Genomic DNA, 23,524 nt, shown 5'->3' with positions numbered 1-23,524 from the left:
TCGCCCCTCATACCTTTTCAGTAGGAGCTATCTGATGTACCAGCCCGGCTGCATTGATGACGGCTTCCGCCCCCACCCCCCCGCTCGGAACCCAGCACGGCAAAGAGACCATCCTGGTCGTTGATGACGAGGCCAGCATCCGCCGCATTCTGGAAACCCGGCTTTCCATGATTGGCTACCAGGTGGTCACCGCCAGCGACGGCGTCGAGGCGCTGGAGCTGTTCAAGACCTGCCAGCCCGACCTGGTGGTTCTCGACGTGATGATGCCCAAGCTCGATGGCTACGGCGTCTGCCAGGAGCTGCGCAAGGAATCGGATGTGCCGATCGTGATGCTCACCGCCCTGGGGGATGTGGCGGATCGCATCACCGGTTTGGAGCTGGGCGCCGACGACTACGTGGTCAAACCCTTCAGCCCCAAAGAGCTGGAAGCCCGCATCCGCTGCGTGCTGCGGCGGGTGGAGAAGGAGGCCGTGGCCGGCATCCCCAATTCCGGCGTGATCAGCGTCGGCGACCTGCGCATCGACACCAACAAGCGCCAGGTTTACCGCAGTGACGAGCGCATCCGGCTCACCGGCATGGAATTCAGCCTGCTGGAGCTGCTGGTCAGCCGCAGTGGCGAACCCTTCAGCCGCGGCGAGATTCTCAAGGACGTGTGGGGTTACACGCCGGAGCGCCATGTGGACACCCGGGTGGTGGATGTACATATTTCCCGGCTGCGCTCCAAACTGGAGGACGATCCGGCCAACCCCGAGCTGATCCTCACGGCTCGGGGTACCGGCTATCTGTTCCAACGCATTGTTGACGCCGTTGTCTCCGAAGGGTCCTGACAAGCGCGCCAAGCCCAGCCGGGCGATCCGCCGACTGGTGATCTGGTATCGCCGCAACGCGGCGGTCACCAGCCTGGTTGACACGGCCACCTCAGCGGCCAGCTCCGCCGCCAACACCGCCGGCACCGCCACCAGCGTGGCCGGCAGCATGGCCAACACCGTGCTGCAGCCGCTGGTCTTTGATCCCCTGCGGCGCCTGCAACGCGGCCTGGGCGGGCCGGATGAGAACACACCGATCAACGACTCCGACCGCCTGTGGGTCGCGGTTGATGGCATGGGCGGCGACCATGCCCCCGGCCCCATCCTCGAGGGCTGCCTGCGCGCCGTTGAGCTGCTGCCCCTGCGGGTGCGCTTTGTGGCCGAGAGCGCCCCGCTCCAGGCCGCGGTGGCCGCCATGGAGCTGCAGGACCAGCTCAACGGGGCCGTGGCCCGGGGGTTGATCGAGCTGGTGCCGAGCGGCCCCTCGATCGGCATGCATGAGGAGGCCACGATGGTGCGCAAGAAGCGCGATGCCAGCATCAACAGGGCCATGGACCTGGTCAAACAGGGCGAGGCCATGGCGGTTTATTCCGCCGGCAACTCCGGCGCCGTGATGGCCTCTGCGATCTTCCGGCTGGGGCGCCTGCCGAGCATCGATCGCCCCGCGATCGGCGCCCTCTTCCCCACCAAGGACACCGAACAGCAGGTGCTGGTGCTGGATGTGGGCGCCAACATGGACTGCAAGCCCGCCTACCTGCACCAATGGGCCCTGCTGGGCCACATCTACAGCCGCGATGTGCTGCAGGTGGCCAAGCCCCGCATCGGCCTGGTGAATATCGGCGAGGAGGAGTGCAAGGGCAACGAGCTCTGCCTTCGCACCTACCCGCTGCTGGCCGGGGAGCGGCGCTTTGTGTTTGCAGGCAACTGCGAGGGCCGCGACATCCTCTCCGGCAACTTCGACGTGGTGGTGTGCGATGGCTTCACCGGCAATGTGCTGCTCAAGTTCCTTGAAAGCGTGGGCAGCGTGCTGCTGGATGTGATCAAGGAGGAGCTGCCCCGGGGCCGGCGCGGCAAGGTGGGCTCGGCCTTCCTGATCAACAACCTGCGCCGCATCAAAAAGCGCCTCGACCACGCCGAGCACGGCGGCGCCCTGCTGCTGGGGGTCGATGGGGTGTGCGTGATCGGCCATGGCAGCAGCAGGGCCCTGTCGGTGCTCAGCGCCCTGCGCCTGGCCCATTCCGCCGCCAGTGGCGGGGTGATGGCCAACCTCCATGCCCTGGGCGCGAATGGGCCAGCGGTCGCCTGTGATTGACTGAGCCGATCCCAGGCTGAATCCGGTGTCGCAAGGCGCAGTCCCCCCACCAGTGAGGGTCGGCATCGGTCCATTCGGTATGGCCCTAGTGGGTTGCGGTAGTGCCGTGCCGGCGGCCAGCATCTCCAACCAGCAACTGGGGGAGCGGGTCGAGACCAGCGACGAGTGGATCCGCAGTCGCACGGGCATCGGCTCCCGCCGGGTGGCCGGACCCGACGAACCCCTCACCTGCCTGGCCAGCCGGGCTGCCCAGCTCGCCCTCGACCATGCCGGCTGGACGGCGGACGATCTCGACCTGATCCTGCTGGCCACCTCCAGCCCGGACGACCTGTTCGGCACGGCCCCGCGGGTGCAGGGGGCCCTGGGGGCCAGCCGGGCCGTCGCCTTTGATCTCACCGCCGCCTGCAGCGGCTTTCTGTTTGCCCTGATCACCGCCGGCCAATACCTGGGCAGTGGGGCGATGGGACGGGCCCTGGTAATTGGCGCCGACCAGCTCAGCCGCTGGGTTGACTGGGACGACCGCAGCACCTGCGTGTTGTTTGGCGATGGTGCCGCCGCCGTGGCGGTAGAAGCCTGCGGGGCCAGCGACAACGGCCTGCTGGGCTTTCGCATGCGCTCCGACGGCAGCCGGAACGCCTGCCTCACCCTGGCCCAGCTGGATCGCCATGCCCCCCTACTCGGGGGGCTGACGGCCCAGCAGGGGGGCTTTGCACCAATCCAGATGAATGGCCAGGAGGTCTACAAGTTCGCGGTGCGCGAGGTGCCGGCGATCCTGGCCGAGCTGCTGGAAGCCACCGGCACCGCCCCCGGGCAACTCGACTGGCTGCTGCTGCATCAGGCCAACCAGCGGATTCTCGACGCGGTGGCCGACCGCTTCGCGGTGCCCCACGCCCAGGTGCTCAGCAACCTGGCCCATTACGGCAACACCTCGGCCGCCACCATTCCCCTGATGCTCGATGAGGCCGTCAAGGACGGGCGGGTGCAACCGGGCCACCTGCTGGCCAGCAGCGGCTTCGGCGCCGGCCTGAGCTGGGGCGCGGCCCTGCTGCGCTGGAGCGGCCCCCGCGGTGCAGCCCAGCCCTAGCCCTAATCTCCTGGCCAACTTGCAAAGGGGCGCGCCATGGGCATTGCCTGGGTATTTCCTGGCCAGGGCTCCCAGAAGGTCGGCATGGCCGCAGGCCTGCTGGAGCTACCCATGGCCCGGCATCGGTTTGAACAGGCCTCAGAGCTGCTGGGTCGCGATCTGCTGGCCATCTGCGCCGGCAGCGCCACAGGCGAGCTCAGCGACCTCAACGACACCCGCAACACCCAGCCGGCCCTGTTTGTGATCGAAAGCCTGCTGGCCGAGGCGCTCCAGGCCCAGGGGCGCACCGCCCAGGTTGTAGCTGGCCACAGCCTGGGCGAGCTGGTGGCCCTGCACGTGGCCGGGGTGTTCGACTTCGCCACTGGCCTGGCCCTGATGCAGCGACGCAGCACCCTGATGGCCCAGGCCGGCGGCGGCGCCATGACGGCGGTGATCGGCTTCGACCGCGGCGAACTGGAGGCCCTGGTGGCCGCCACCGAAGGGGTGGTGATCGCCAACGACAACAGCAGCGCCCAGGTGGTGCTCTCCGGTCACCCCGATGCGGTGGCGGCCGTCAGCGGCCAACTCAGCTGCAAGCGGGCCGTTCCCCTGGCCGTCAGCGGCGCCTTCCATTCCCCCCTCATGGCCGACGCGGCTGAGGCCTTTGGCCGGGAGCTGGGGGCGGTGCCCTTTGCCGATGCGGCCATCCCCGTGCTCAGCAACACCGATCCCACTCCGGAGACCAGCGGGGCTGCCCTCAAGGCCCGCCTGATCCGGCAGATGACCACGGGGGTGCGCTGGCGCGAAACCATGGACCAGCTCGGCGCCCTCGGGGTCACCACCGCCGTGGAGATCGGGCCCGGTGCCGTGCTCAGCGGCCTGATTAAACGCAGCTGCCCAGCCATAGTCACCGCCCAGGTCAACAGTGCTGCCGATCTGGGTGGTGCCGATCTGGGGCTGGCCAGCGCCCCATGAACAGGCCTGTCTCCGCCGTCAAACGGGCCCTGCGCCGCCGCAAACCTGCCGAGCCCCCGGCCCAGATTCGCACGCCCAGGCCCAGCCTGACCTACCGGCTGATCAGCTACCTGCTGGTGTTTCCGGTGTTCAGGCTGCTCTTCCGCGGCCGCACCAGTGGCAACGCCAAGGTGCCGATGGAAGGGGCGCTGGTGGTGGTGGCCAACCACGGCTCCCACCTCGACCCGCCCCTGCTGGGCCATGCCCTGGGCCGGCCCGTGGCCTTCATGGCCAAGGCCGAGCTGTTTCGGGTGCCGATCCTGGGCCAGATCATCCGAGCCTGCGGGGCCTACCCGGTGGCCCGCGGCGCCAGCGACCGTGAGGCAATCCGCACCGCCACCGACCGCCTGCTGCAGGGCTGGGCCACCGGTGTATTCATCGACGGCAGCCGCCAGGCCGATGGCCGGGTCAACGCACCCCAGGCCGGAGCTGCCCTGCTGGCGGCCAGGGCCGGAGCGCCCCTGCTGCCGGTGGCGATCATCAACAGCCACCGGGCCCTGGGCCGGGGTCAGGCCAGCGCCCGGCTGGTGCCGATCCACATCCGCATCGGCACGCCGATCCCCCCGCCGGCGTCCAGGCGGCGCCCAGACCTGGACGCCGTCACCGCCGCCTGCCAGGCCCAGATCAATGCCCTGCTGGATCAGGGCCTGATCAACGACCGATCCCTCCCCCCAGCCAGCCAGGCAGATGGGCTGCCGCCCAGCCCTTGAGATCGCGACCACTCAGCACCCACAGGGCAGCCCGGACCCCATCCCCCCAGACCTTGCGGCGGCCCTCCGGCTGACAGCTATCGGCGCAGTCAACGGGCACGGGCGTGAGGTGAATGCCCCGGCTGCCGGCAACGATCCGGCCCACGAGCAGGGCCCTTTCCATGTGGTCGCTGCTGGTGACGAGTAGGGCGTGGCGGATGCGGGCCCGCCTCAAGTCGTCCACCAGGGAGGTGAAGTTAGAGAGGGTGTCACTGGCGCGGTAATCGAGCTGCACCTGGCTGGGCGGCAAGCCCTGGCGCAGTTCAAACAGCCAGTGGGCGTATTCGGGATTGCTGCCGCCGCTCACCAGCACCGGCAGGCCGTCACGGGCCGCCAGGGTCGCCGCCCGCTGCTCCCGGGCCGGATCGCCCCCCAGCACCAGGATCAGCTGGGCCGGGGGCGGGGCGGGCCACCACATGCCGCGCGACAGCCAGAGCAGGCCCGCGGCCAGCCCCAGAGCCAGAAAGCAACGGAGGCCACCAGCTCGCCGGCCAGGCCGCCGCCTGGGGCGCCTGGATTGCCTGGGGTGCCTGGATCGCCTGGATCGGCCTGGACGCCCTGAACCTCTGGGATGGCGGCCGGATGCCTCCCCCATCAGATTCCGGCCACCGGCGAGGTGGGATAGAGCGGCAACACCGGCTGCCAGGGGGCTGCCAGGCCCTGGGCATGGGCCTGAAGGCTGAGCTCCAGCAGCTGGCCAACGTCGGCGGGCAGCTGGGTGACGGCAGCGAGCTGGGGGCCAGGGGGCAAAGGGGTGTCCGGGGCAAACAGCCGGGGCGCCGCCAACTCGACCACCGCCGCCCTGTCGCCCCTGGGAGCCGGGCCATACAACCCCGCCACCACCCCGCGACGGGCCAGCTCCTGCACCAGCCAGGTGGGCTCCTGGATCGCCAGCCGCCTGGCCACCAGCAGAAAACTGCCCACCCCATCAAGGGGCACATCGAGCTGCTGGGCGAGGGTGCGGGCCAGCACCACGGTGAGCCTGGTGCTGGTGAATCCCCCCGGCCCGATCGCCACCGCCAGACGGTCCAGCTGGGGCCACTGATCCGCCGGCAGCAGCTGCTCGATACAGGTCAGCAACTGGTTGGCGAGGCCGCGGCCGAGCGGAAAGGCGCCCAGCTCGGCTGGCCCGGCCATCCCCGGCCAGGCCACGCCAACCCCCAGCACATCGCTGGAGCTGTGCAGGGCAAGCACGGCGCCCATCAGGCCCCCCTCATGGTGCCCTCATGGCGCCCTCATGGCGGCAGGGCCGCGCCGGGGCAGAGGCGCAACCAGCGGCCGCCGTCGCGCTGAAAACTGCGGCAGGCCCGCACATCCCATTCCACTCCCACGCCCCCACCGGCAAGATCCTGCACCTGCACGTGAATGCGGGGCTGCTGCGGCAGGAAGTCGGGACTGGAGCAGAGGTGGGCAACCCCATGCTGGCGCTCCACAGCGTGGTAGGCCTGACAGCGGTCGACCCAGTGGCAATCCACACAAATGCACATGCTGCCCAGGCCCAGCCAGGAACCCATTGTGACCGCTGGCCGCCCCGCCGGCGAGGTGGCCCAGGCGCTGTGGCAACGGCTGCTGGCCGAGCCCTGGCCCCTGCCCCTGCAGGCCCTGCCCGCCGGCACGGCGCTGGTGGGCGGTGCGGTGCGGGATGGCCTGCTGGGCTGCCTCGAGCCCCAACCCGACCTCGACTTCGTGGTCGACGGCGATGCCATCGCCCTGACCCGCCAGCTCGCCAGGGACCATGGCGGCACTGTGGTGATCTTGGACGTCGACCACAACATCGCCCGGTTGGTGCTGGGGGGCTGGAATCTCGACCTGGCCCGCCGCGGGGGGCCCAGCCTCGAGGCCGACCTGCTGCGCCGCGACTACAGCGTCAATGCCATCGCCCTGCCGCTGCCGGCCGGCGGGGGCGAAGCCAGCGCCCTGGTAGATCCCAGCGGCGGCCTGGGCCATCTGCAGCAACGCCAACTGGTGGCCCTGAGCGAGGCCAACCTGCTCGCCGACCCCCTGCGGCTGCTGCGGGGCATCCGGCTCGCCTCCAGCCTGGGTTTTGCGCTCGAACCCAGCAGCGCAGCCTGGATCCAATCCCATGGGGCCCAGCTCACGACCGTCGCCGGCGAGCGGGTGCTGGCGGAACTGGCAAAACTGGCGGCCGCCCAGCAGGGCGAACGGGGCCTGGCCCAGGCACTCGCCTGGAACCTACTGCAGGGCTGGGGCGCCGATGCCAGCGCCAACCTGGCCGGGCTCAGCCTCGAGCGGGCCCGGCAGCGGGGCCTGCTTGAGGGCGAAATCGAGTGGGCCCTGCCCCTGGCCAGGATCTGCGCCCTGTTGCCACCACAGGCCCTGGCTGGCCTGCGCAGCAGCAACCGCCTGCAACAGCGCTGCCGGGCCCTGCGCCACTGGCAGCAGCAGGTGGCACAGGTGGGCTGCTGGGCCAACCTGCCAGAGCCGAGCTGCCTGGCCCTGCAGCGGCAGCTGGAGGCCGATTTCCCTGCCCTGATGCTGCTGCTGGCCGAACCGGCCCCCCAGCTGCTGGAGCGCTGGCGCAACCCCGCCGACCCCCTGTTCCATCCCCGCTCCCCCCTCGATGGCCGCAGCCTGCAACAGCAGCTGGCCATCCCCGCCGGCCCGGAGCTGGGCCAGCTGCTCGAGCACCTCAGCCTGGAGCGCTCCTTCGGCCGCCTGGCCCCGGGGCCTGAAGGGGAGGGCGCCGCCCTGGCTGCGGCGGAGAGCTGGTGGAGGCAACGCCAAGGCCGGCGGCGTGATTAACTTCGTCTTGTCAAGGCGCAACGAGAGGCTTCTCCTCGCCTGCTGAAAAATTTTTCATCCCCTTTCCCATGAGCATTCGCCTCTACGTCGGCAACCTGCCGCAAACCTTTGATGCCAAGGAGCTGGAGGCTCTGTTTACCGCTGTGGGAGAGGGGGTGCGCTTCAAGGCCGTCAACGACCGTGAAACCGGGGCCTGCCGCGGCTTCGGCTTTGCCAATACCGATGATCAGAAACTGGCCGACGCGGTGATCGAACAGCTCAACGGCAAGGACTTCGGCGGTAACACTCTGCGCATCGAGATCTCCGAGCGCAAGGAAGGCCGCAGCGCCGCCCCCGCCGAGCGCCGCAGCGGCAGTGCCCCCACCCCGGCCCGCAAGGCCGTGAACAAGGTGGTGCACGCCGACAACATCGACAGCGAAGCCCCCGATCCCCGCTGGGCCGGGGAGCTGGCCAAGCTCAAGGATCTCCTCGCCAACCAAAAGGCCGCTGTCTGAACTCGCCTGGACCTGGCAGGGCCACCGCATCCATTTGGTCGAAGCGGGAGATCCCGCTTGCCCCACCAGGATTGTGTTGATCCATGGCTTTGGGGCCTCGGTGGGTCACTGGCGCCACAACCTGCCTGCCCTGGCTGATCGGGCCCGGGTGGTGGCCATAGATCTGCTCGGTTTCGGCGCCAGTGACAAGCCCGTATCCCGCCTATCTGGTGAGCCCGAACAGGCCGGTGCGGTTCACTACTGCTTCGACCTCTGGGGCCAGCTGGTGGCCGACCTGGTGCGCGAGAGGCTGCTGGGGCAGGAGCAGCAAGGGCCGACCCAGGTCCATCTTGTCGGCAACTCGATCGGCGCCATGGTGGCCCTCACCGCCGCCCGGCAGCTGCTGGCCGCCGGCATCGCCCCGGCCCAGGTGATCCTGATTGACTGCGCCCAGCGAACCCTCGACGACAAGCGGGCCGCCCAGCTGCCGGGCTGGGAGCGGGCCAGCCGCCCCCTGGTGAAACAACTGGTGCGCCAGCGCTGGTTGGTTGTTCCCCTGTTTCGGCTGCTGGCCCGGCCGGCCTTCATCCGCCGCGTGCTGGCCCGGGCCTACCCCAGCGGCGCCCACGTCGACGACGAGCTGGTGGCCCTGCTGCATCGCCCCAGCACCGACCCTGGAGCCACTGAAAGCTTCCGGGGCTTCGTCAACCTGTTCAACGACTATCTCGCCCCCCAGCTGCTGGCAGAGCTAGATGGAGCCAACCCTCCCCTGCCGGTGCGGCTGCTGTGGGGCGAAGCCGATCCCTGGGAAGATCCCGCCGAAGCCCGCCGCTGGGCCGCCAGCTTTGGCTGCATCCAGGAGTTGAGGATCCTGCCTGGGCTGGGCCACTGCCCCCACGATGAAGCGCCCGAGCTGGTCAATGCGATCCTGCTGGACTGGATCTTGCTGGACCGGACCGCTCTGGCGCCTCAGCGCACCTGAGCCACCAGGTAGGAGAAGGGCAGATCGATCAACTTGCCGGCCCGAGGCACGTAGGCCCGCTTGTTGAACACGTCGTAGCCATGGGATTCGATCACATCGAGAATGCCCCGATAGAGGCGCAATGAGGCCCAAACCGGCCAGCGGGCATCCGGGGCCAGCCAGCGCACCCCCGCCTCCGAACGGGCGAACCACATGCGGGCCCGCTCCAGCTGGAAGCGCATCAATGCCCGCCAGTTGTCGTTGACGACGCCGGCCAGCAACTGCTCTTCGCTATAGCCAAAGCGCGCCAGATCCTCCTGGGGCAGGTAGATGCGACCGCGACCGCGATCCTCTCCCACATCCCGCAGGATGTTGGTGAGCTGGTTGGCAATGCCCAGGGCCACCGCCGAGCGGGAGGTGTCGGGTCGATCGCTCCAGGGGGCAGTGGTGTAGGCAGGGTCGAGGCCCATCACCTCCTGGGTCATCAAGCCCACGGTGCCCGCCACCCGATAGCAGTAGAGCTCGAGCTGCTCAAAATTCTCATAGCGGTGCTGGTTCAGGTCCATCCGCTGGCCTTCGATCATGTCGAGATAGGCCTGCAAGGGCTGGGGATAGCGCTCGATCGTGTCGCGCATCACCAGATCGAGGCCGTCGTGCACGTCGCCCGCGAAGAGCTTGCGGGTGCGCTCCTCCCAGCGGTCCAGCCGTCCGGCCAACTCCGCCACAGGCCGGGCTTGGGCCTCAGCGCTGTCCATCAGCTCGTCGGTGCGGCGACACCACACGTAGATGGCCCAGATCGCCCGCCGCTTGGCTGCTGGCATCAGCAGGGTGCCCAGGTAGAAGGTTTTGGCCCATTCAGCCGTTTCTCGCCTGCATGCCTCGTAGGCCTGGTCGAGGTTGGGCAGGGCGGAAACCACCATGGTCAGGCCGTTGCAGAGATGGCCTGGGCGCACTGCTTGCCGCTGAGCACCGCCCCCTCCATCGAAGCCAGATAGCGCTGCATGGTGAAACAGCCCGCCAGAAAGAAGTTGGCGATCGGAGAGGCCTGGTCGGGGCGCAGCTGCTGGCAGCCCGGCACGGTTTTGTACACCGAGAGGGGCGTTTTCACCACGATCGACTTGCGCAGCTGGGCCTGGTCATCGCCGCTGAAGTGCAGCGGGAACAGGCGCTTGAGCTCCTCCAGAGTGGCGGCCACGATCTCCTCATCCGGCCGGCCGATCCAGTCTTTCGCGGGGGCAAAGACCAGCTCCAGCATGGAGCGATCGGGGTCTTCGTATTCCCGGCAGGTATTGCTCATGTCCGCATACACACTCAGCAGGGGGCTGCGGCTGAACAGCAGGTGGTCGATCTCGGTGAGCTTGCGATCAAACCAGAGGTGGATGTTGATCACCGGCACGCCATTGAGGCCATCGAGCTTCTTGAAGTAGGGAATTTCCTTCCAGGGCTCAGGCACCAACAGCTTGAAGGGATCCACCGGCAGCGCGCTCACATAGGCATCGGCGCTGAGGCTGCGGGGCTCCTGACCCTTGATGCCCCCGATCTGGAATGCCTTAACCGTGCCATCGGCATGGAGCTCGATCTGGCGCAGGGGGGCATTGAGATGCACCTCGCCGCCATGGGCCTCGATGTAGTCAACGATCGGCTGGCAGAGCCGCTGGGGTGGGTTGCCATCGAGGAAGGCCATCTTCGAGCCATCGCTCTCCTGCAGGAAGCGGTTGAGGGCGGTGAGCACCACGGTGCTGGAGATCTCATCGGGATCGATGAAATTCAGCGCCTTGGCCATGGCGATGAACACCTCATCGTTCACCCGCTCCGGGATGTTGTGGATGCGCAGCCATTCCGTCCAGGAGTACTGGTCGCACTCCTCCACGTACTGCTGACCCCTCAGGATCGCCGGCACCAGGCCGATGCCAAAGGCGATCTTCTCGGGCCAGGTGAGCAGGTCGTTGTTGCCCAGGATCGCCGCCAAGCCGTTGAAGGGAGCCGGGATGTCGGGAAACTCGAAGCGGCTGTAGGTGCCTGGGGTTTCCTTTTGGTTGAAGATCATCGAGTGGCTCTTCCACTGCAGCCGGTCTTCGATGTCCAGCTCCTTGAGGAGCTGGCGCATGTTGCGGTACGCGCCAAAAAAGATGTGCAGACCGGTCTCATACCAGTCGCCGTCCGCGTCCTGCCAGGCCGCTACCTTGCCGCCAAGCACGTCACGGGACTCGACCACCACTGGGGTGTGGCCGGCGTCACAGAGGTATTTGGCGCACGACAGACCGGCGAGCCCTGCTCCGGCGATGACGACGCGCATATCTGCTCTTGAATCCAGCGGCAACCCTAAAGGGGGCCCTGGGCCGCTGCGGCCCAGAAGCTTTCTAGAGTTACGTAACCGGGTGCCCGTAATCGCTTCCCCATGGCCGACCCCCACACCACTGAGCTTGAAAAATCTGAGCTTGGCAACCCAGAGCAGCTAGGCAGCGCGACCTTACTGAAATCCACCACCCGCCACGTGCGGCTGTTCACCGCCCACGTGGACAAGGGCAACCTGGTGGCCGATCCCAGCCAACTCACCATGGATCTGGATCCGGACAACGAATTCCTCTGGGACGGGCCGGTGCTGGCCAAGGTTCAAGACCAGTTCCGCGAGTTGGTTTCGGCCCATGCCGGGGCCGAGCTCAGCGAATACAACCTGCGCCACATCGGCTCCGAGCTCGAAGGGCTGATCCGCCAACTCCTCCAGGCCGGAGAACTGCGTTACAACCCCGACGCCAGGGTGCTCAATTACTCCATGGGCCTGCCCCGCAGCAGCGAAAACCTGTGAGCCGCTCCCGCTACAACGCCGATCGCTACCGCAAAGACCCCTACGCCGACGATCCCTATGAGAGGGGCGGGGGCGACAGGGGACGGGGCAGGCCCGACCCCGGGCCCGCCCCTGGGGGGGGAGGGTCCGGTGGCGGCAACGCACCGTTCAAGTTCAACGTGGCCACCATGGCCATCCTGGCCGGGGTGCTGGTGGTGGGCATCGGCATCGGCACAGGCCTCTCCAGCACCACCCAGGGCGACCAGGGCAACATCGCCAGCTCCCAGCAGCTCGACATGGCCGTGCCCGATCCGGAGTTCTGTCGCCAGTGGGGCGCCAGCGCCTTCGTGATGGATATTGAGCTCTACACGACCATGAACCCCAGCTCGAGTTTTGTGACCCAGCCGGCGCTCAAGCCCGGCTGCGTGATCCGCAGGGAGAACTGGAGCGTGCTGCAGAAAGAAGGAGCCGTCACATCCGAGCAGATGCGCCAGTGCAAGCAGCGGATGAACACCTTCGCCTACATCGGCTCGGTGAAGGACAAGCCGATCGTGCGCTGTGTCTACCAGACAGACATCAGCGAAAACAAGTTCCTCACCAAGGGCGTGGCCGACAGCACCGTGGGCATCACCCCGGAATCCGACCAGTTCTGAGCGACCAGCCTCAGGCCGGGTTCTCCTGCTGGAGGGGCCGGCGCAGGGGGCTGTCGGGACTGGCGAACACCGGCAGCACCTCCTTGCGGAAGGCGTCGGCGGCCCGGGAGCAGTAGCGGGCCGGATGGCTGATCAGCTTGAGCTGGCGACGCACCAGCAGGTCGGCCACCTGGGGGCGGTGCAGGCTGCCCGCCGAGAGCTCCCGCTCGATCGACACCACCGGCAGGAAGGCGGCACCCAGGCCGCTCTGCACGGCGTTCTTGATCGCCTCAAACGAGTTGAGCTCCATCTCGATCTTGAGACGGGCCACATCCAGGCCGGAGCGGGCCAGCAGCTGGTCCACCATCTTGCGGGTGGTGGACTGGGCATCGAGGCAGACAAAGCCAAGCCGGTAGAGGTCGTCCTTGGTGAGTTCCGGCAGGCGAGCCAGGGGGTGCTTCACCGGCAGCACCAGGGCCAGCTCATCGCTGGCATAGGGCACCACCTGCAGCAGCTCACAGAGCTCACTGGGCAATTCGCCGCCAATGATCGCCAGATCCACCTGGCCGTTAGCCACGCTCCAGCCGGTGCGGCGGGTGCTGTGCACCTGCAGCTGCACCGCCACCTCAGGGTATTTCTGGCGAAACAGGCCGATCATGCGCGGCATCAGGTAGGTGCCGGTGGTCTGACTGGCGCCGACGATCAGGGAGCCGCCACGCAGGTTGTGGAGGTCTTCCAGGGCCCGGCAGGCCTCCTGACACTGGCTGAGGATCCGGTCGCAATAGCTGAGCAGCAGGTGGCCGGCCTCGGTGAGCTGGGCCTTACGGCCGCCTCGGTCAAACAGGCTGACGCTGAGCTGCTTCTCCAGGTTCTGGATCTGCAGGCTCACCGCCGGCTGGGTGACATAGAGGCTGTCGGCAGCCTTCTTGAAACTGCCCTCCGAGGCGATGGCCCGCAGGATGCGGAGCTGGTCGAGGGTGAAGGGAAGATCTGCCATCGGGTTGCCTGGGTGGACCTGGGCCTGCCGGCTGGCGAGGAAAAAACTCTAAGGGGGAACTCTGGCGGCGAGAATCTGTAGCTTCACAACTCCCCATCCGACCAGTGCCCCCCAGCTCTTTACAGCACAGCAGCTGGGTGATGCTGGCCCTGCTGCTCGCCTTTGCGGTGGTGCACAGCGGCGGTGCCTCCCTGCGGGCCTGGGGCGTGGAGCGGATCGGCGAGCGGGCCTGGCGGCTGCTTTTCGCCGCCGTGAGCATCCCCTCAGCGGTGCTGGTGATCGGCTACTTCCTGGCCCACCGCTACGACGGCATCCGGCTCTGGAACCTGCAGGAGGCGCCCTGGATCGTGCCGCTGGTGTGGACCGGCACAGCCATCAGCTTCCTGTTTCTCTATCCGGCCACTTACAACCTTCTGGAGATCCCTGCGGTGCTCAAGCCCCAGGTGCGCCTCTACGCCACCGGGATCATCCGCATCAGCCGCCACCCCCAGGCCGTGGGCCAGATCCTCTGGTGCGCCACCCACCTGCTCTGGATCGGCAGCAGTTTCATGTTGGTCGCCTGCTTTGGCCTGATCGCCCACCACCTCTTTGCGGTTTGGAATGGCGACCGGCGCCTGGCCAACCGCTTCGGAGCCGCCTTTGAAGAGCTCAAGGCCAGCACCTCGGTGATCCCCTTCAAAGCAGTGCTGGATGGCCGCCAGCAGCTTGTGCTCGGCGAGTTCCTGCGGCCGGCCCAGCTGGGCATTGTCATTGCCGTGGCACTGTTCTGGTGGGCGCACCGCTACATCGGCGCCGGGGCCACCGCCTTCAGCCGCTCCAGCCTGGGCCACTGGCTCTCCTGATGGGCGGGCCCGCACAGTTGGCGAAGATCCCTTACGCAGTCTGCCTACACTTGCGGCAGCCAGCCTGGGTCGCATGCCGTCAGCCGCCGAACTCGCCTGGTTGATTCCGGTGCTGCCCCTGGCTGGGGCCTGCATCACCGGGCTGGGACTAATTAGTTTCAACCGCACCGTCAACCGTCTGCGCAAACCAGTGGCCTGGCTGCTGATCAGCTGCGTCGGAGCGGCGGCGGTGCTCAGTTACGCCGTACTGGCCCAGCAACTGGCCGGGGCAGGCCCCACCGAGGTGCTGTTCAACTGGGCCAGCGCCGGCAATTTCAACCTGCAGATGGGCTTCCGCGTGGATGCCCTCGGCGCCGTGATGCTCGCCCTGGTGACCACCATCGCCGTGCTGGTGATGGTTTATTCCGATGGCTACATGGCCCACGACAAGGGCTATGTGCGCTTTTTCACCTATCTGGCCCTGTTCAGCAGCTCGATGTTGGGCCTGGTGATCAGCCCCAACCTGCTGGAGATCTACGTGTTTTGGGAGCTGGTGGGCATGTGCTCCTACCTGCTCGTGGGCTTCTGGTATGACCGTGATGGCGCCGCCAATGCTGCCCAGAAGGCCTTTGTGGTCAACCGGGTCGGCGACTTTGGCCTTCTGCTGGGCATCCTGGGGCTGTTCTGGGCTACTGGCAGCTTCGGCTTCGAGGAGATCGGCAGCCGACTGCAGGAGGCCGTGGCCGGGGGCAGCCTCCCCAACGCGGCAGCCATCCTGCTCTGCCTGCTTGTGTTCATGGGGCCCATGGCCAAATCGGCCCAGTTCCCCTTGCACGTCTGGCTGCCCGATGCCATGGAGGGCCCCACGCCGATCTCGGCCCTGATCCATGCCGCCACCATGGTGGCGGCCGGTGTGTTTCTGGTGGCCAGGCTGCAGCCGGTGTATGAGCCTTTCCCGGCGGTGCAGGCCACGATCGCCGTGGTGGGCACGATCACCCTGGTGCTTGGAGCCTCGATTGCCCTGACCCAGATGGATCTTAAAAAAGGTCTGGCCTACAGCACCGTTTCCCAGCTGGGTTACATGATGCTGGCCATGGGCTGCGGGGCTCCGGTGGCCGGCATGTTCCACCTGGTGACCCACGCCTTCTTCAAGGCCATGCTTTTCCTGGGCTCGGGTTCGGTGATCCACGCCATGGAGGAGGTGGTGGGCCACGAACCCGTGCTGGCCCAGGACATGCGACTGATGGGCGGACTGCGCAAATACATGCCAATCACCAGCACCACCTTCCTGATCGGCTGCGTGGCAATCGCCGGCATCCCCCCCCTGGCTGGCTTCTGGAGCAAGGACGAAATCCTGGGCGTGGCGTTTGGTTCCTTCCCCCTGCTCTGGGTGGCCGGTTTCATCACCGCCGGCATGACTGCCTTCTACATGTTCCGGCTCTACTTCCTCACCTTTGAAGGAGAGTTCCGCGGTGGCGACAAAGCCCTACAGGCCCAGCTGCTGGCAGCCGCCGGCAAGCCCCCCGGCGATGGGGACGGCCACGGCCACGCCAGCCATCCCCATGAGTCTGGCTGGCAGATGGCGATGCCGCTCGCCGTACTGGCGGTGCCCTCGGTGCTGGTGGGCCTACTAGGCACCCCCTGGAACAGCCGCTTCGGCAACCTGCTCGACCCCCAGGAAGCCGCCGAGGTGGCTGAGCACTTCAGCTGGAGCGAGTTTCTCCCCCTGGCCGGGGCCTCGGTGGCCATCTCGGTGGCGGGCATCAGCGTGGCGGTACTGGCCTATGCCCTCCACAAGCTCGACCTGGCCACCGCCGTGGCGGCCCGCTTCCCAGCGCTCAATGCCTTCCTGGCCAACAAGTGGTACCTCGATGCCATCAATGACAAGTTGTTCGTGCAGGGCAGCCGCAAGCTGGCCAAATCGGTGCTCGAGGTGGATTCCAAGGTGGTCGATGGGGTGGTGAACCTCACGGGCCTGGTGACCCTCGGCAGCGGCGAGGGTCTCAAGTACTTCGAAACGGGTCGGGCCCAGTTCTATGCCCTGATCGTGTTTGGCGGGGTCATCGCCCTGGTGGTGCTGTTCGGCTCCCTGGGCTAAGCGCTCCGGCCGTCACGCCCAACTCTGTGTGACATCCCCCATCAGCGCAGTGCAGGGCCCGACTGAATTTCTACACTCCGCCTAATGGTGAGGCTTGGTTCGTGCCATTCCCTTGGTTGAGTGCGGCGATCCTTTTCCCGATCGCCGCCGCACTGGTGATTCCTTTCATTCCGGATGCCGGCGACGGCAAGCGGGTGCGCTGGTATGCCCTGGGTGTGACCCTCACCACCTTCTTGCTGACGGTCGGGGGCTACCTCAATGGCTATGACCCGGCTGTTGAGGGCCTGCAGCTGGTTGAGCGGGTTTCCTGGCTGCCCAAGCTGGGACTGGCCTGGTCCGTGGGGGCCGACGGCCTCTCGATGCCACTGATCCTGCTGACCAGCTTCATCACCTCCCTGGCGGCCCTGGCGGCCTGGCCGGTGACCTTCAAGCCCAAACTCTTCTATTTCCTGCTGCTGGCCATGGATGGCGGCCAGATCGCGGTGTTCGCCGTGCAGGACATGCTGCTCTTCTTTCTGGCCTGGGAGCTGGAGCTGCTGCCGGTGTATCTGCTGCTGGCGATCTGGGGCGGCAAGAAGCGCCAGTACGCCGCCACCAAGTTCATCCTCTACACGGCAGGCAGCTCCCTTTTCATCTTGGTGGTAGGCCTGGCCATGGCCTTCTACGGCGGCGGCGCCCCCACCTTTGAGTACACGGACCTGATGGCCAAGGACTTCTCCACGAAGTTCCAGCTCTTCGCCTACGCAGGCCTGCTGATCGCCTTTGGGGTGAAGTTGCCGATCGTTCCCCTGCACACCTGGCTACCAGATGCCCACGGCGAGGCCACGGCTCCGGTGCACATGCTCCTGGCCGGCATCCTGCTGAAGATGGGCGGCTACGCCCTACTGCGCTTCAACGTGCAGCTACTTCCGGAGGGCCATGCCCAATTTGCCCCGCTGCTGGTGGTGCTGGGGGTCGTCAACATCATCTACGCGGCGCTCACCTCCTTTGCCCAGCGCAATCTCAAGCGCAAGATCGCCTACAGCTCGATCAGCCACATGGGCTTTGTGCTGATCGGCATTGGCAGTTTCAGTGCCCTCGGCACCAGTGGCGCCATGTTGCAGATGATCAGCCACGGCCTGATCGGCGCCAGCCTGTTCTTCCTGGTGGGCGCCACCTATGACCGCACCCACACCCTCCAGCTCGATGAGATGGGCGGCGTGGGCCAGTCCATGCGGAAAATGTTTGCGCTCTGGACCATTTGCTGCCTGGCTTCCCTGGCGCTGCCTGGCATGAGCGGCTTCGTGTCCGAGCTGATGGTGTTCACGGGCTTCGTGACCAGCGAGGCCTATTCACTCAGCTTCCGCATCGTGATGGCGGCTCTGGCGGCGGTGGGGGTGATCCTCACCCCCGTCTACCTGCTTTCGATGCTGCGGGAGATCTTCTTCGGCAAGGAAAACGTCGAGCTGGCCTCCCACACCCACCTAGTGGATGCGGAGCCGCGGGAGATCTACGTTGTGAGTTGCCTGCTGGTGCCGATTGTGGGCATCGGCCTCTACCCACGGATCATGACCGACACCTACCGCTCCTCCATCGAGGCCCTAGTGCAGCGGGAGACCACGGCCCTGGCCAGGGTGATCCAACCGCAGCCCGGCAGCCTGATCCGCCAGCCCCTGCTCACCGCTCCCGTCCTGCCCGTCTGAACAACTCTGATTAGGCTCACCAGCACGTCGACCCCGACCTCAGCCCGCCCAACCCACCATGAAACAGCTGAACTTTCTGCTGATCTTCAGTTTCGGCCTGGCCATGGTGATGTTCACGCTGGAGAACACGGCCCCCACCACCGTGCACTTTCTGCCCGGGTTGAGCGGCACCCTGCCCCTGGCGGCCCTGTTGCTGCTGGTCGGTGGCATCGGAGCCACAGCAGCTTGGGTTTTCGCGGTGTGGACAGGCGTTGTGCGCAAGGTTGAGGCGGTGCGGAGCCAGAGCGAAGCCGCCGCCCAGCAGGTGCGGATTGAGGAACTGGAGAACGACCTCCAGCGTTACCGGGCCACGGTGGATGCCCAGCTTGGCCTGCTGCCTGCCGCGGGCCAGAGCTCGGCCGCTGCCAACTCCGAATCAACGCTGGTGTCCAGCGAGCAACACCGGTAGCTTGTCGATGGAACCAAATAAGGATCAGGTATTCACCTTTGGCTGAAGGGGGCGCCAGGCTTGCCATCCGTCTGCTCCAAGACGCAGCCGAGCGGGGTGAGCTGGATCCCTGGGATGTGGATGTGATTGCCGTGGTAGACGGCTTCCTCGACCAGTTGCACCAGCGCATTGCCGTGCCCCGCCTGGTGGGCGGCAGCTATGAAAAAGATCTCGCCGAAACCAGCGAGGCCTTCCTGGCGGCCTCTGTGCTGGTGAGTCTCAAGGCCGAAGTGCTCGAAGCGGCCACCTTCGCCTGCGAACCCATTGAGGAACAGGAACTCGGCTTTGACTTCGACGCCGATGGCCAGGGCTGGCTAATCAACCCAGGCATCGAACTGCCCAAGCGGCCGGAACGGCACCTTTGGCGCCGGCCCGTGGCCCCGCCACCCCTACAGCGCCCGGTGACCCTTGGGGAGCTGATCCGCCAGCTGGAGGACATCGCCGAACGGCTCGAACAGGACGATGGCCGCAGCCGCCAGCGCCACCGCCCCAAGCGCTACAGCGAGCGAGCAGCCATCCAGCAGGTGGCCGCCCTGGCCCACCGCGAAAAACTGCCGGAGACCACCGCCGCTCTGAGCCGGTTTCTACTGAGCTGGGACCCCGCCCATGACTGGGCAGGATTCAACGACCTGGTGCAGGCCTGGGCCGACGAGGTGAACTGCCGCGGAGCCGGCGCCGAGTTGGATTGCGACCGGGTCGGGGTGTTCTGGGCGCTGCTGTTCCTCTGCCACCAGGGCAAGGTGGAACTGGAGCAGGAGGGCGGCCTGTTCGGCCCCCTGCAGCTGCGTCGCCTGCTTCATAGCGGCGAAACCCGCCAGCTCCCCCTAGTGCCGGCCGACAAGGCGGCGGCGACCCTATTGGCAGCTTGAGCTTTACCAATAAAATAGGACGTTAAAGAACACAAGGTAAACGCCGATGAAGGCGATGATCCTGGCGGCCGGCAAGGGAACTCGGGTGCGTCCCATCACGCACACAATCCCCAAGCCGATGATCCCGATCCTGCAGAAGCCCGTCATGGAGTTTCTGCTGGAGCTGCTGAAGGAGCATGGCTTCACGGAAGTCATGGTGAATGTCTCCCACCTGGCCGAGGAGATCGAGAACTATTTCCGCGATGGCCAGCGTTTTGGCGTCGAGATTGCCTACAGCTTTGAAGGCCGCATTCAAGATGGCCAGTTGATCGGCGACGCCCTCGGATCGGCCGGTGGCCTCAAAAAGATTCAGAATTTCCAGAGCTTCTTCGACGAGACCTTCGTGGTGCTCTGCGGTGATGCCCTGATCGATCTCGACCTGACCGAGGCCGTGCGGCGCCACCGGGAGAAGGGTGCCATGGCGAGCCTGGTCACCAAACGGGTGCCCAAGGATCAGGTGAGCAGCTACGGCGTAGTGGTCACCGACGCTGACGGCCGGGTGCGCTCCTTCCAGGAGAAGCCGGCAGTGGATGAGGCCGCCAGCAACATGATCAACACCGGCATCTACATCTTCGAGCCTGAGGTGCTCGACTTCGTGCCCAGCGGCCAGCCCTTCGACATCGCCTCAGACCTGTTCCCCAAGCTGGTAACCGCCGGAGCGGCCTTCTACGCCCTGCCGATGGAATTTGAATGGGTGGATATCGGCAAGGTGCCCGACTACTGGCAGGCGATTCGCAGCGTGCTGCAGGGGCAGGTGCGCCAGGTGCAGATCCCAGGCAAGGAGATAAGACCGGGGGTTTTTGCCGGGCTCAATGTGGCGGCAGATTGGGACAAGATCAATGTGACCGGGCCCATCTATGTGGGCGGCATGAGCCGCATCGACAACGGCACCACGATCATTGGCCCGGCGATGATTGGGCCCAACTGCCATATCTGTGCAGGAGCCACGATCGACAACTCGATCATTTTTGATTACTCCCGCATCGGCCCTGGAGTGAGGTTGGTGGAAAAACTGGTGTTTGGCCGCTACTGCGTCGACCGCAACGGCGACCACTTCGACCTGCAGGAGGCAGCCCTCGACTGGCTGATCACGGACGTGCGCCGTCAGGATGTGATTTCGCCCTCACCCCAGCAGAAAGCCATGGCCGAGCTGCTTGGCACTGACCTGGCCAAGAGCTCCTCAAAGTGAGGCCGTAAGGCCTGCCTGGCGCAGGATCTCCGGGATGCGCTCCTCCGCTTTGATCGCCATCAGGTGCACCCCCTGGGCGATCTGCAGGTAGGCAGCCACCTGCTCAGCGGCGATTGCCACCCCTTCGGCCGCCGGGTCGGCTGCGTCCGCCAGCCGATCAATGACGGCCTGGGGAATCTGGGCTCCGGGCACCACCCGGTTGATGAAAGCCGCATTGCGGGCCGACTTGAGCAGAAACACCCCCGCCAGCACCGGCAGCTGCAGGGGGGCGGCGATCTCACCGACAAATCGTTTGAGGGCTTCGCAGTCCATCACCATCTGGGTTTGCACAAAACGGGCCCCGGCCTCCTTCTTGCGCACCAGCCGGCTCTTCAGGCCGCTCCAGCTGGAGGACTGGGGATCCGCCGCGGCGCCTGCGAACAGGTCTGTAGGCCCGTCAGGAAGCTGGCCCTGTACCGGATCCTGGCCGGCGTTGAACTGCCGCACCAGCTGCAGTAGGCGCACGGCCTCGAGCTCATTCACCGGCCGGGCGTCCGGTTGGTCACCAGCCCGCACCGGGTCGCCGGTGAGGCAGAGCAGATTGCGGATCCCAAGGGCCTGGGCGCCGAGCAGCTCGGCCTGCAGGGCAATGCGATTGCGATCCCGACAGGCCAGCTGCAGCACCGGCTCGATGCCGGCATCCAGCAGCAGGCGGCAGACAGCCAGGCTGCTCATCCGCATCACGGCCCGACTGCCATCGGTCACATTGACGGCGTGCACCCAGCCGCGCAGGGATGCGGCGGCGGCCAGCACTCGGGCCGGGTCCCCGCCCCTGGGGGGCATCACCTCCGCAGTCAGAGCTGACGCACCGCTGGCCAGGGCCCTTTGGAGCTGCAAACCGGTCCTTTCGTCTCAACACCCATTATTGGTCTTCACCCTGCCTACAATGGGCGGGAGCCTGCGGCCTGGGCGAATGGATTCCGATCGCTCCACTGGAGGTCCCCTGGGTCCGGTGCGCCCAGAGATCTCGGAACGGGAGATCGAGATCATTGAGCTGGTGGCCCAGGGGCTCACCAACCAGGAAATCGCCGGCACGCTGACGATCAGCAAACGCACCGTGGACAACCACGTGAGCAACATCTTCACCAAAACCGGCGCCAAGAACCGGGTAGCCCTGCTCAATTGGGCCATGGATCACGGCAAGATCTGCCGTGACGGCTTCAACTGCTGCTCAATCGAAGCAGCTCCAGGCGTTCGTCCTCAGGCCAGCGGGCCAGCGGCCAACGGGCCAGGGACGCATTGCTGAACTGATGGCGGCCGGTGAGCTCGGCCACGCACCAGGCTGGGATCTCAAGCGCCAGGTCCTGCTGTAGGGCCGCCGCATCCAGCTCCACCTCCGCCACCACCAGCGGCGCATTCTCGGCCTCAAATACATCGACCACCCAGTCGCCGCCGGGCAGGTCCAGGCCATGGCGACGCTTACTGAGCTTCTGGCCTGCCAGGGCCAGCAGGGCCGTGGCATCCTCCTCGGGAATGGGGTATTCAAATTCCTGCCGCACCAGGCCCTCGGGCCCCATCGGGCCGCCGGCCGGGGGCGCCTTGAGGGTGAGCCAGGCCCCGGCCACGGCAGCAACACCCCTGGCCTGCCGCACCCGCACGGTGAGTCCATCGGAACTCGCCAGCAGATAGCCCTGCTCCAACCAGGCCTGCCAGCAAACGTGGCGGCGCCACTGCTGGCCGCTCACCAGAAAGCGTCGTTCGATTTCCAGGGCCATGGCGCCGATCAGTTCAACAAGGGATCAGTTATTGGAGGGATCAGTTATGGGAAGGCTCAGTTATGGGAGGGCTCGGGGGCGGTGAGGCTACCGGCCCAGTGCAGCTTGTGGGTGAGGGTGCGGTAGTAGGAGGGACTCTGCTCCAGCAGCACCTGCAGGGCCGGATGGGGACTGCGCTCCACCACCGCCCGGTCCCCAGGCTCCAGCACGGTGGCATGGGCGCCGTCTTTCCATAGCTTGACCCTGCGGCTGGTTTCCCCCAGGGGCCACACGGAAAGCTGGGCCCGGGGGGGCACCACCACAGCCCGGCTCGAAAGGCTCATCGGGCAGATCGGATTGACCACAATCGCCTCTATGCCGGGATGGAGAATCGGCCCACCAGCTGCCATCGCATAGCCCGTCGAGCCGGTGGGGGTGGCAATGATCAGGCCATCGCCGCGGTACTGGTCCACCACCTCACCATCGATCTCCAGCTCGAGCACGCAGGTGGGTGAGACCTCATCGAGACAGGGGCGAAAGTAGAAATCATTGAGGGCCAGATGGGCGCCATCGGCCTGATCTAAGCCATCGCTACCGGCCACGCCAACACCACGGGCTACGCCATCGCCACGGTTGATGTGGGCCTGCAGCATCATTCGACGCTCGAGGGCAAAACAGTCGTTGCGGAGGCGGTCCCAGAGGCTCTCCTGCCCCGCTTCGGCCTTCTGCCCAGGGGCAGTGAGGCGCAGCAGGCTCCGGTCATGGGTCAGAAAACCCAGGTGGCCGCCCACGTTGAAACTGAGAATGGGCACATCGAGAGGAGCCAGATGGCGGGCAGCACCCAGCACGGTGCCATCCCCGCCAAGCACCAGGGCGAGATCGGGCAGATGGGCCTCGGTGGCCAGCAAGCCTGGAAATGGGTTGCGGGCCAGGCCGCTGGAAGCAGCCACCACATGCACCCCCTGGGCGGCGAGATCTTCCGCGCAGCGCTTGGCCTGGCGCTGGGCAGCCTGGCTGCCCAACCTGGAAATCAGCCAGACCCTCTCAAGCC

Annotated in this window: 26 protein-coding genes; 17 read left to right on the top strand and 9 right to left on the bottom strand. The window is 66.6% G+C overall.

The window, feature by feature from the left end:
- Nucleotides 1–56: 56 nt before the first annotated feature.
- From rpaB to KBZ15_RS01685, 5 genes are all read left to right on the top strand, one after another.
- The gene (rpaB, locus tag KBZ15_RS01705) at nucleotides 57–827 is read left to right on the top strand and encodes a response regulator transcription factor RpaB (protein WP_197151853.1); all 771 of its coding nucleotides are present in this window, start codon (nucleotides 57–59) and stop codon (nucleotides 825–827) included.
- A complete protein-coding gene (gene plsX, locus KBZ15_RS01700; RefSeq protein WP_255012895.1) occupies nucleotides 808–2,118 on the top strand; it encodes a phosphate acyltransferase PlsX in 1,311 nt (436 codons plus the stop codon). The genes rpaB and plsX overlap by 20 nt, the downstream gene beginning before the upstream one ends.
- 79 nt (nucleotides 2,119–2,197) lie before the next feature.
- Nucleotides 2,198–3,202 carry a beta-ketoacyl-ACP synthase III gene (locus KBZ15_RS01695; protein ID WP_255012894.1) on the top strand — a complete coding sequence of 335 codons (1,005 nt, stop codon included), beginning with the start codon at nucleotides 2,198–2,200 and terminating at the stop codon, nucleotides 3,200–3,202.
- 36 nt (nucleotides 3,203–3,238) lie between these two features.
- Entirely contained in the window at nucleotides 3,239–4,156 is a 918-nt protein-coding gene (gene fabD, locus KBZ15_RS01690) for an ACP S-malonyltransferase (protein ID WP_255012880.1), read from the top strand.
- On the top strand, nucleotides 4,153–4,905 hold the full coding sequence (locus tag KBZ15_RS01685; protein WP_255012879.1) for a 1-acyl-sn-glycerol-3-phosphate acyltransferase: 753 nt from the start codon (nucleotides 4,153–4,155) through the stop codon (nucleotides 4,903–4,905). The genes fabD and KBZ15_RS01685 overlap by 4 nt, the downstream gene beginning before the upstream one ends.
- Here KBZ15_RS01685 and KBZ15_RS01680 read toward each other — a convergent pair.
- The 3 genes from KBZ15_RS01680 to KBZ15_RS01670 all read right to left on the bottom strand — a co-directional run bounded on the left by KBZ15_RS01680 (nucleotide 4,847) and on the right by KBZ15_RS01670 (nucleotide 6,431).
- The gene (locus tag KBZ15_RS01680; protein WP_254930556.1) at nucleotides 4,847–5,362 is read right to left on the bottom strand and encodes a YdcF family protein; all 516 of its coding nucleotides are present in this window, start codon (nucleotides 5,360–5,362) and stop codon (nucleotides 4,847–4,849) included. The genes KBZ15_RS01685 and KBZ15_RS01680 overlap by 59 nt on opposite strands.
- Before the next feature lie 176 nt (nucleotides 5,363–5,538).
- Nucleotides 5,539–6,147: a tRNA (adenosine(37)-N6)-threonylcarbamoyltransferase complex dimerization subunit type 1 TsaB gene (gene tsaB, locus KBZ15_RS01675; RefSeq protein ID WP_255012878.1), complete on the bottom strand. Its 609-nt coding sequence runs from the start codon at nucleotides 6,145–6,147 to the stop codon at nucleotides 5,539–5,541.
- 32 nt (nucleotides 6,148–6,179) lie between these two features.
- The gene (locus KBZ15_RS01670; RefSeq protein WP_197151866.1) at nucleotides 6,180–6,431 is read right to left on the bottom strand and encodes a Ycf34 family protein; all 252 of its coding nucleotides are present in this window, start codon (nucleotides 6,429–6,431) and stop codon (nucleotides 6,180–6,182) included.
- 28 nt (nucleotides 6,432–6,459) lie between these two features.
- Here KBZ15_RS01670 and KBZ15_RS01665 point away from each other — a divergent pair, with 28 nt between their 5' ends.
- From KBZ15_RS01665 to KBZ15_RS01655, 3 genes are all read left to right on the top strand, one after another.
- The gene (locus tag KBZ15_RS01665; RefSeq protein ID WP_255012876.1) at nucleotides 6,460–7,707 is read left to right on the top strand and encodes a CCA tRNA nucleotidyltransferase; all 1,248 of its coding nucleotides are present in this window, start codon (nucleotides 6,460–6,462) and stop codon (nucleotides 7,705–7,707) included.
- A 68-nt stretch (nucleotides 7,708–7,775) separates the two neighbouring features.
- Nucleotides 7,776–8,201, top strand: coding sequence for an RNA-binding protein (locus KBZ15_RS01660; protein WP_254930545.1), 426 nt, complete (start codon nucleotides 7,776–7,778; stop codon nucleotides 8,199–8,201).
- A gap of 34 nt (nucleotides 8,202–8,235) precedes the next feature.
- Nucleotides 8,236–9,162 carry an alpha/beta fold hydrolase gene (locus tag KBZ15_RS01655; RefSeq protein ID WP_255012874.1) on the top strand — a complete coding sequence of 309 codons (927 nt, stop codon included), beginning with the start codon at nucleotides 8,236–8,238 and terminating at the stop codon, nucleotides 9,160–9,162.
- Here KBZ15_RS01655 and KBZ15_RS01650 read toward each other — a convergent pair.
- Together KBZ15_RS01650 and pds are read right to left on the bottom strand one after the other, a co-directional pair.
- Nucleotides 9,150–10,061: a phytoene synthase gene (locus tag KBZ15_RS01650; protein WP_254930543.1), complete on the bottom strand. Its 912-nt coding sequence runs from the start codon at nucleotides 10,059–10,061 to the stop codon at nucleotides 9,150–9,152. The two genes, KBZ15_RS01655 and KBZ15_RS01650, sit on opposite strands and share 13 nt — an antisense overlap.
- 2 nt (nucleotides 10,062–10,063) lie before the next feature.
- Nucleotides 10,064–11,437, bottom strand: coding sequence for a 15-cis-phytoene desaturase (gene pds / locus KBZ15_RS01645; protein WP_255012872.1), 1,374 nt, complete (start codon nucleotides 11,435–11,437; stop codon nucleotides 10,064–10,066).
- A 102-nt stretch (nucleotides 11,438–11,539) separates the two neighbouring features.
- Between pds and KBZ15_RS01640 the strand changes: the two genes are divergently transcribed.
- Nucleotides 11,540–11,947 (top strand): NAD(P)H-quinone oxidoreductase subunit M, encoded by a 408-nt coding sequence (locus tag KBZ15_RS01640; RefSeq protein ID WP_255012870.1) that lies wholly within the window; start codon nucleotides 11,540–11,542, stop codon nucleotides 11,945–11,947.
- On the top strand, nucleotides 11,944–12,579 hold the full coding sequence (locus KBZ15_RS01635; protein WP_254930541.1) for a DUF3172 domain-containing protein: 636 nt from the start codon (nucleotides 11,944–11,946) through the stop codon (nucleotides 12,577–12,579). The genes KBZ15_RS01640 and KBZ15_RS01635 overlap by 4 nt, the downstream gene beginning before the upstream one ends.
- 10 nt (nucleotides 12,580–12,589) lie before the next feature.
- On the opposite strand, the gene KBZ15_RS01630 is transcribed toward KBZ15_RS01635, so the two are convergent.
- Complete coding sequence (locus tag KBZ15_RS01630; protein ID WP_254930540.1) at nucleotides 12,590–13,555, bottom strand: LysR family transcriptional regulator; 966 nt, start codon at nucleotides 13,553–13,555, stop codon at nucleotides 12,590–12,592.
- A 140-nt stretch (nucleotides 13,556–13,695) separates the two neighbouring features.
- Here KBZ15_RS01630 and KBZ15_RS01625 point away from each other — a divergent pair, with 140 nt between their 5' ends.
- The 6 genes from KBZ15_RS01625 to KBZ15_RS01600 all read left to right on the top strand — a co-directional run bounded on the left by KBZ15_RS01625 (nucleotide 13,696) and on the right by KBZ15_RS01600 (nucleotide 20,740).
- The gene (locus tag KBZ15_RS01625; RefSeq protein ID WP_254930554.1) at nucleotides 13,696–14,397 is read left to right on the top strand and encodes an NnrU family protein; all 702 of its coding nucleotides are present in this window, start codon (nucleotides 13,696–13,698) and stop codon (nucleotides 14,395–14,397) included.
- 73 nt (nucleotides 14,398–14,470) lie between these two features.
- Nucleotides 14,471–16,474, top strand: a complete 2,004-nt coding sequence (locus KBZ15_RS01620; protein ID WP_255012868.1) for an NAD(P)H-quinone oxidoreductase subunit 5 — start codon at nucleotides 14,471–14,473, stop codon at nucleotides 16,472–16,474.
- 101 nt (nucleotides 16,475–16,575) lie between these two features.
- Nucleotides 16,576–18,156 (top strand): NAD(P)H-quinone oxidoreductase subunit 4, encoded by a 1,581-nt coding sequence (locus KBZ15_RS01615; protein WP_255012866.1) that lies wholly within the window; start codon nucleotides 16,576–16,578, stop codon nucleotides 18,154–18,156.
- A 58-nt stretch (nucleotides 18,157–18,214) separates the two neighbouring features.
- Nucleotides 18,215–18,604: a lipopolysaccharide assembly protein LapA domain-containing protein gene (locus tag KBZ15_RS01610; protein ID WP_255012864.1), complete on the top strand. Its 390-nt coding sequence runs from the start codon at nucleotides 18,215–18,217 to the stop codon at nucleotides 18,602–18,604.
- Between the two features lie 38 nt (nucleotides 18,605–18,642).
- Entirely contained in the window at nucleotides 18,643–19,512 is an 870-nt protein-coding gene (locus tag KBZ15_RS01605) for a segregation/condensation protein A (RefSeq protein ID WP_255012862.1), read from the top strand.
- 46 nt (nucleotides 19,513–19,558) lie between these two features.
- The gene (locus tag KBZ15_RS01600) at nucleotides 19,559–20,740 is read left to right on the top strand and encodes an NDP-sugar synthase (protein WP_255012860.1); all 1,182 of its coding nucleotides are present in this window, start codon (nucleotides 19,559–19,561) and stop codon (nucleotides 20,738–20,740) included.
- On the opposite strand, the gene KBZ15_RS01595 is transcribed toward KBZ15_RS01600, so the two are convergent.
- Nucleotides 20,732–21,616 carry a methylenetetrahydrofolate reductase gene (locus KBZ15_RS01595; protein ID WP_255012859.1) on the bottom strand — a complete coding sequence of 295 codons (885 nt, stop codon included), beginning with the start codon at nucleotides 21,614–21,616 and terminating at the stop codon, nucleotides 20,732–20,734. The genes KBZ15_RS01600 and KBZ15_RS01595 overlap by 9 nt on opposite strands.
- Nucleotides 21,617–21,692: 76 nt before the next feature.
- Here KBZ15_RS01595 and KBZ15_RS01590 point away from each other — a divergent pair, with 76 nt between their 5' ends.
- Complete coding sequence (locus tag KBZ15_RS01590; protein ID WP_255012857.1) at nucleotides 21,693–22,025, top strand: helix-turn-helix transcriptional regulator; 333 nt, start codon at nucleotides 21,693–21,695, stop codon at nucleotides 22,023–22,025.
- Here the strand turns inward: KBZ15_RS01590 and KBZ15_RS01585 are convergent.
- The gene (locus tag KBZ15_RS01585; RefSeq protein WP_255012855.1) at nucleotides 21,940–22,494 is read right to left on the bottom strand and encodes a CYTH domain-containing protein; all 555 of its coding nucleotides are present in this window, start codon (nucleotides 22,492–22,494) and stop codon (nucleotides 21,940–21,942) included. The genes KBZ15_RS01590 and KBZ15_RS01585 overlap by 86 nt on opposite strands.
- 56 nt (nucleotides 22,495–22,550) lie before the next feature.
- The coding region (locus KBZ15_RS01580; protein WP_255012853.1) for an NAD(+) kinase at nucleotides 22,551–23,524 on the bottom strand (974 nt) is incomplete at its 5' end.

This window comes from Cyanobium sp. BA20m-p-22 (genome assembly GCF_024346275.1).
Lineage (GTDB): Bacteria > Cyanobacteriota > Cyanobacteriia > PCC-6307 > Cyanobiaceae > Cyanobium_A.
Note: the sequence above shows the minus strand (reverse complement) of the source record. Positions and strands in the feature narration are given on the sequence as shown.

Excerpts from the sequence above, each read along its gene's own strand:
- KBZ15_RS01600 (WP_255012860.1), top strand. The coding sequence starts at position 19,559 with ATGAAGGCGATGATCCTGGCGGCCGGCAAGGGAACTCGGGTGCGTCCC.
- rpaB (WP_197151853.1), top strand. The coding sequence starts at position 57 with ATGACGGCTTCCGCCCCCACCCCCCCGCTCGGAACCCAGCACGGCAAA.
- KBZ15_RS01660 (WP_254930545.1), top strand. The coding sequence starts at position 7,776 with ATGAGCATTCGCCTCTACGTCGGCAACCTGCCGCAAACCTTTGATGCC.
- pds (WP_255012872.1), bottom strand. The coding sequence starts at position 11,437 with ATGCGCGTCGTCATCGCCGGAGCAGGGCTCGCCGGTCTGTCGTGCGCC.
- KBZ15_RS01620 (WP_255012868.1), top strand. The coding sequence starts at position 14,471 with ATGCCGTCAGCCGCCGAACTCGCCTGGTTGATTCCGGTGCTGCCCCTG.
- KBZ15_RS01585 (WP_255012855.1), bottom strand. The coding sequence starts at position 22,494 with ATGGCCCTGGAAATCGAACGACGCTTTCTGGTGAGCGGCCAGCAGTGG.
- tsaB (WP_255012878.1), bottom strand. The coding sequence starts at position 6,147 with ATGGGCGCCGTGCTTGCCCTGCACAGCTCCAGCGATGTGCTGGGGGTT.
- KBZ15_RS01650 (WP_254930543.1), bottom strand. The coding sequence starts at position 10,061 with ATGGTGGTTTCCGCCCTGCCCAACCTCGACCAGGCCTACGAGGCATGC.
- KBZ15_RS01590 (WP_255012857.1), top strand. The coding sequence starts at position 21,693 with ATGGATTCCGATCGCTCCACTGGAGGTCCCCTGGGTCCGGTGCGCCCA.
- KBZ15_RS01630 (WP_254930540.1), bottom strand. The coding sequence starts at position 13,555 with ATGGCAGATCTTCCCTTCACCCTCGACCAGCTCCGCATCCTGCGGGCC.
- KBZ15_RS01670 (WP_197151866.1), bottom strand. The coding sequence starts at position 6,431 with ATGTGCATTTGTGTGGATTGCCACTGGGTCGACCGCTGTCAGGCCTAC.
- KBZ15_RS01625 (WP_254930554.1), top strand. The coding sequence starts at position 13,696 with ATGCTGGCCCTGCTGCTCGCCTTTGCGGTGGTGCACAGCGGCGGTGCC.
- KBZ15_RS01640 (WP_255012870.1), top strand. The coding sequence starts at position 11,540 with ATGGCCGACCCCCACACCACTGAGCTTGAAAAATCTGAGCTTGGCAAC.
- KBZ15_RS01695 (WP_255012894.1), top strand. The coding sequence starts at position 2,198 with ATGGCCCTAGTGGGTTGCGGTAGTGCCGTGCCGGCGGCCAGCATCTCC.
- KBZ15_RS01680 (WP_254930556.1), bottom strand. The coding sequence starts at position 5,362 with ATGTGGTGGCCCGCCCCGCCCCCGGCCCAGCTGATCCTGGTGCTGGGG.
- KBZ15_RS01685 (WP_255012879.1), top strand. The coding sequence starts at position 4,153 with ATGAACAGGCCTGTCTCCGCCGTCAAACGGGCCCTGCGCCGCCGCAAA.
- KBZ15_RS01610 (WP_255012864.1), top strand. The coding sequence starts at position 18,215 with ATGAAACAGCTGAACTTTCTGCTGATCTTCAGTTTCGGCCTGGCCATG.
- fabD (WP_255012880.1), top strand. The coding sequence starts at position 3,239 with ATGGGCATTGCCTGGGTATTTCCTGGCCAGGGCTCCCAGAAGGTCGGC.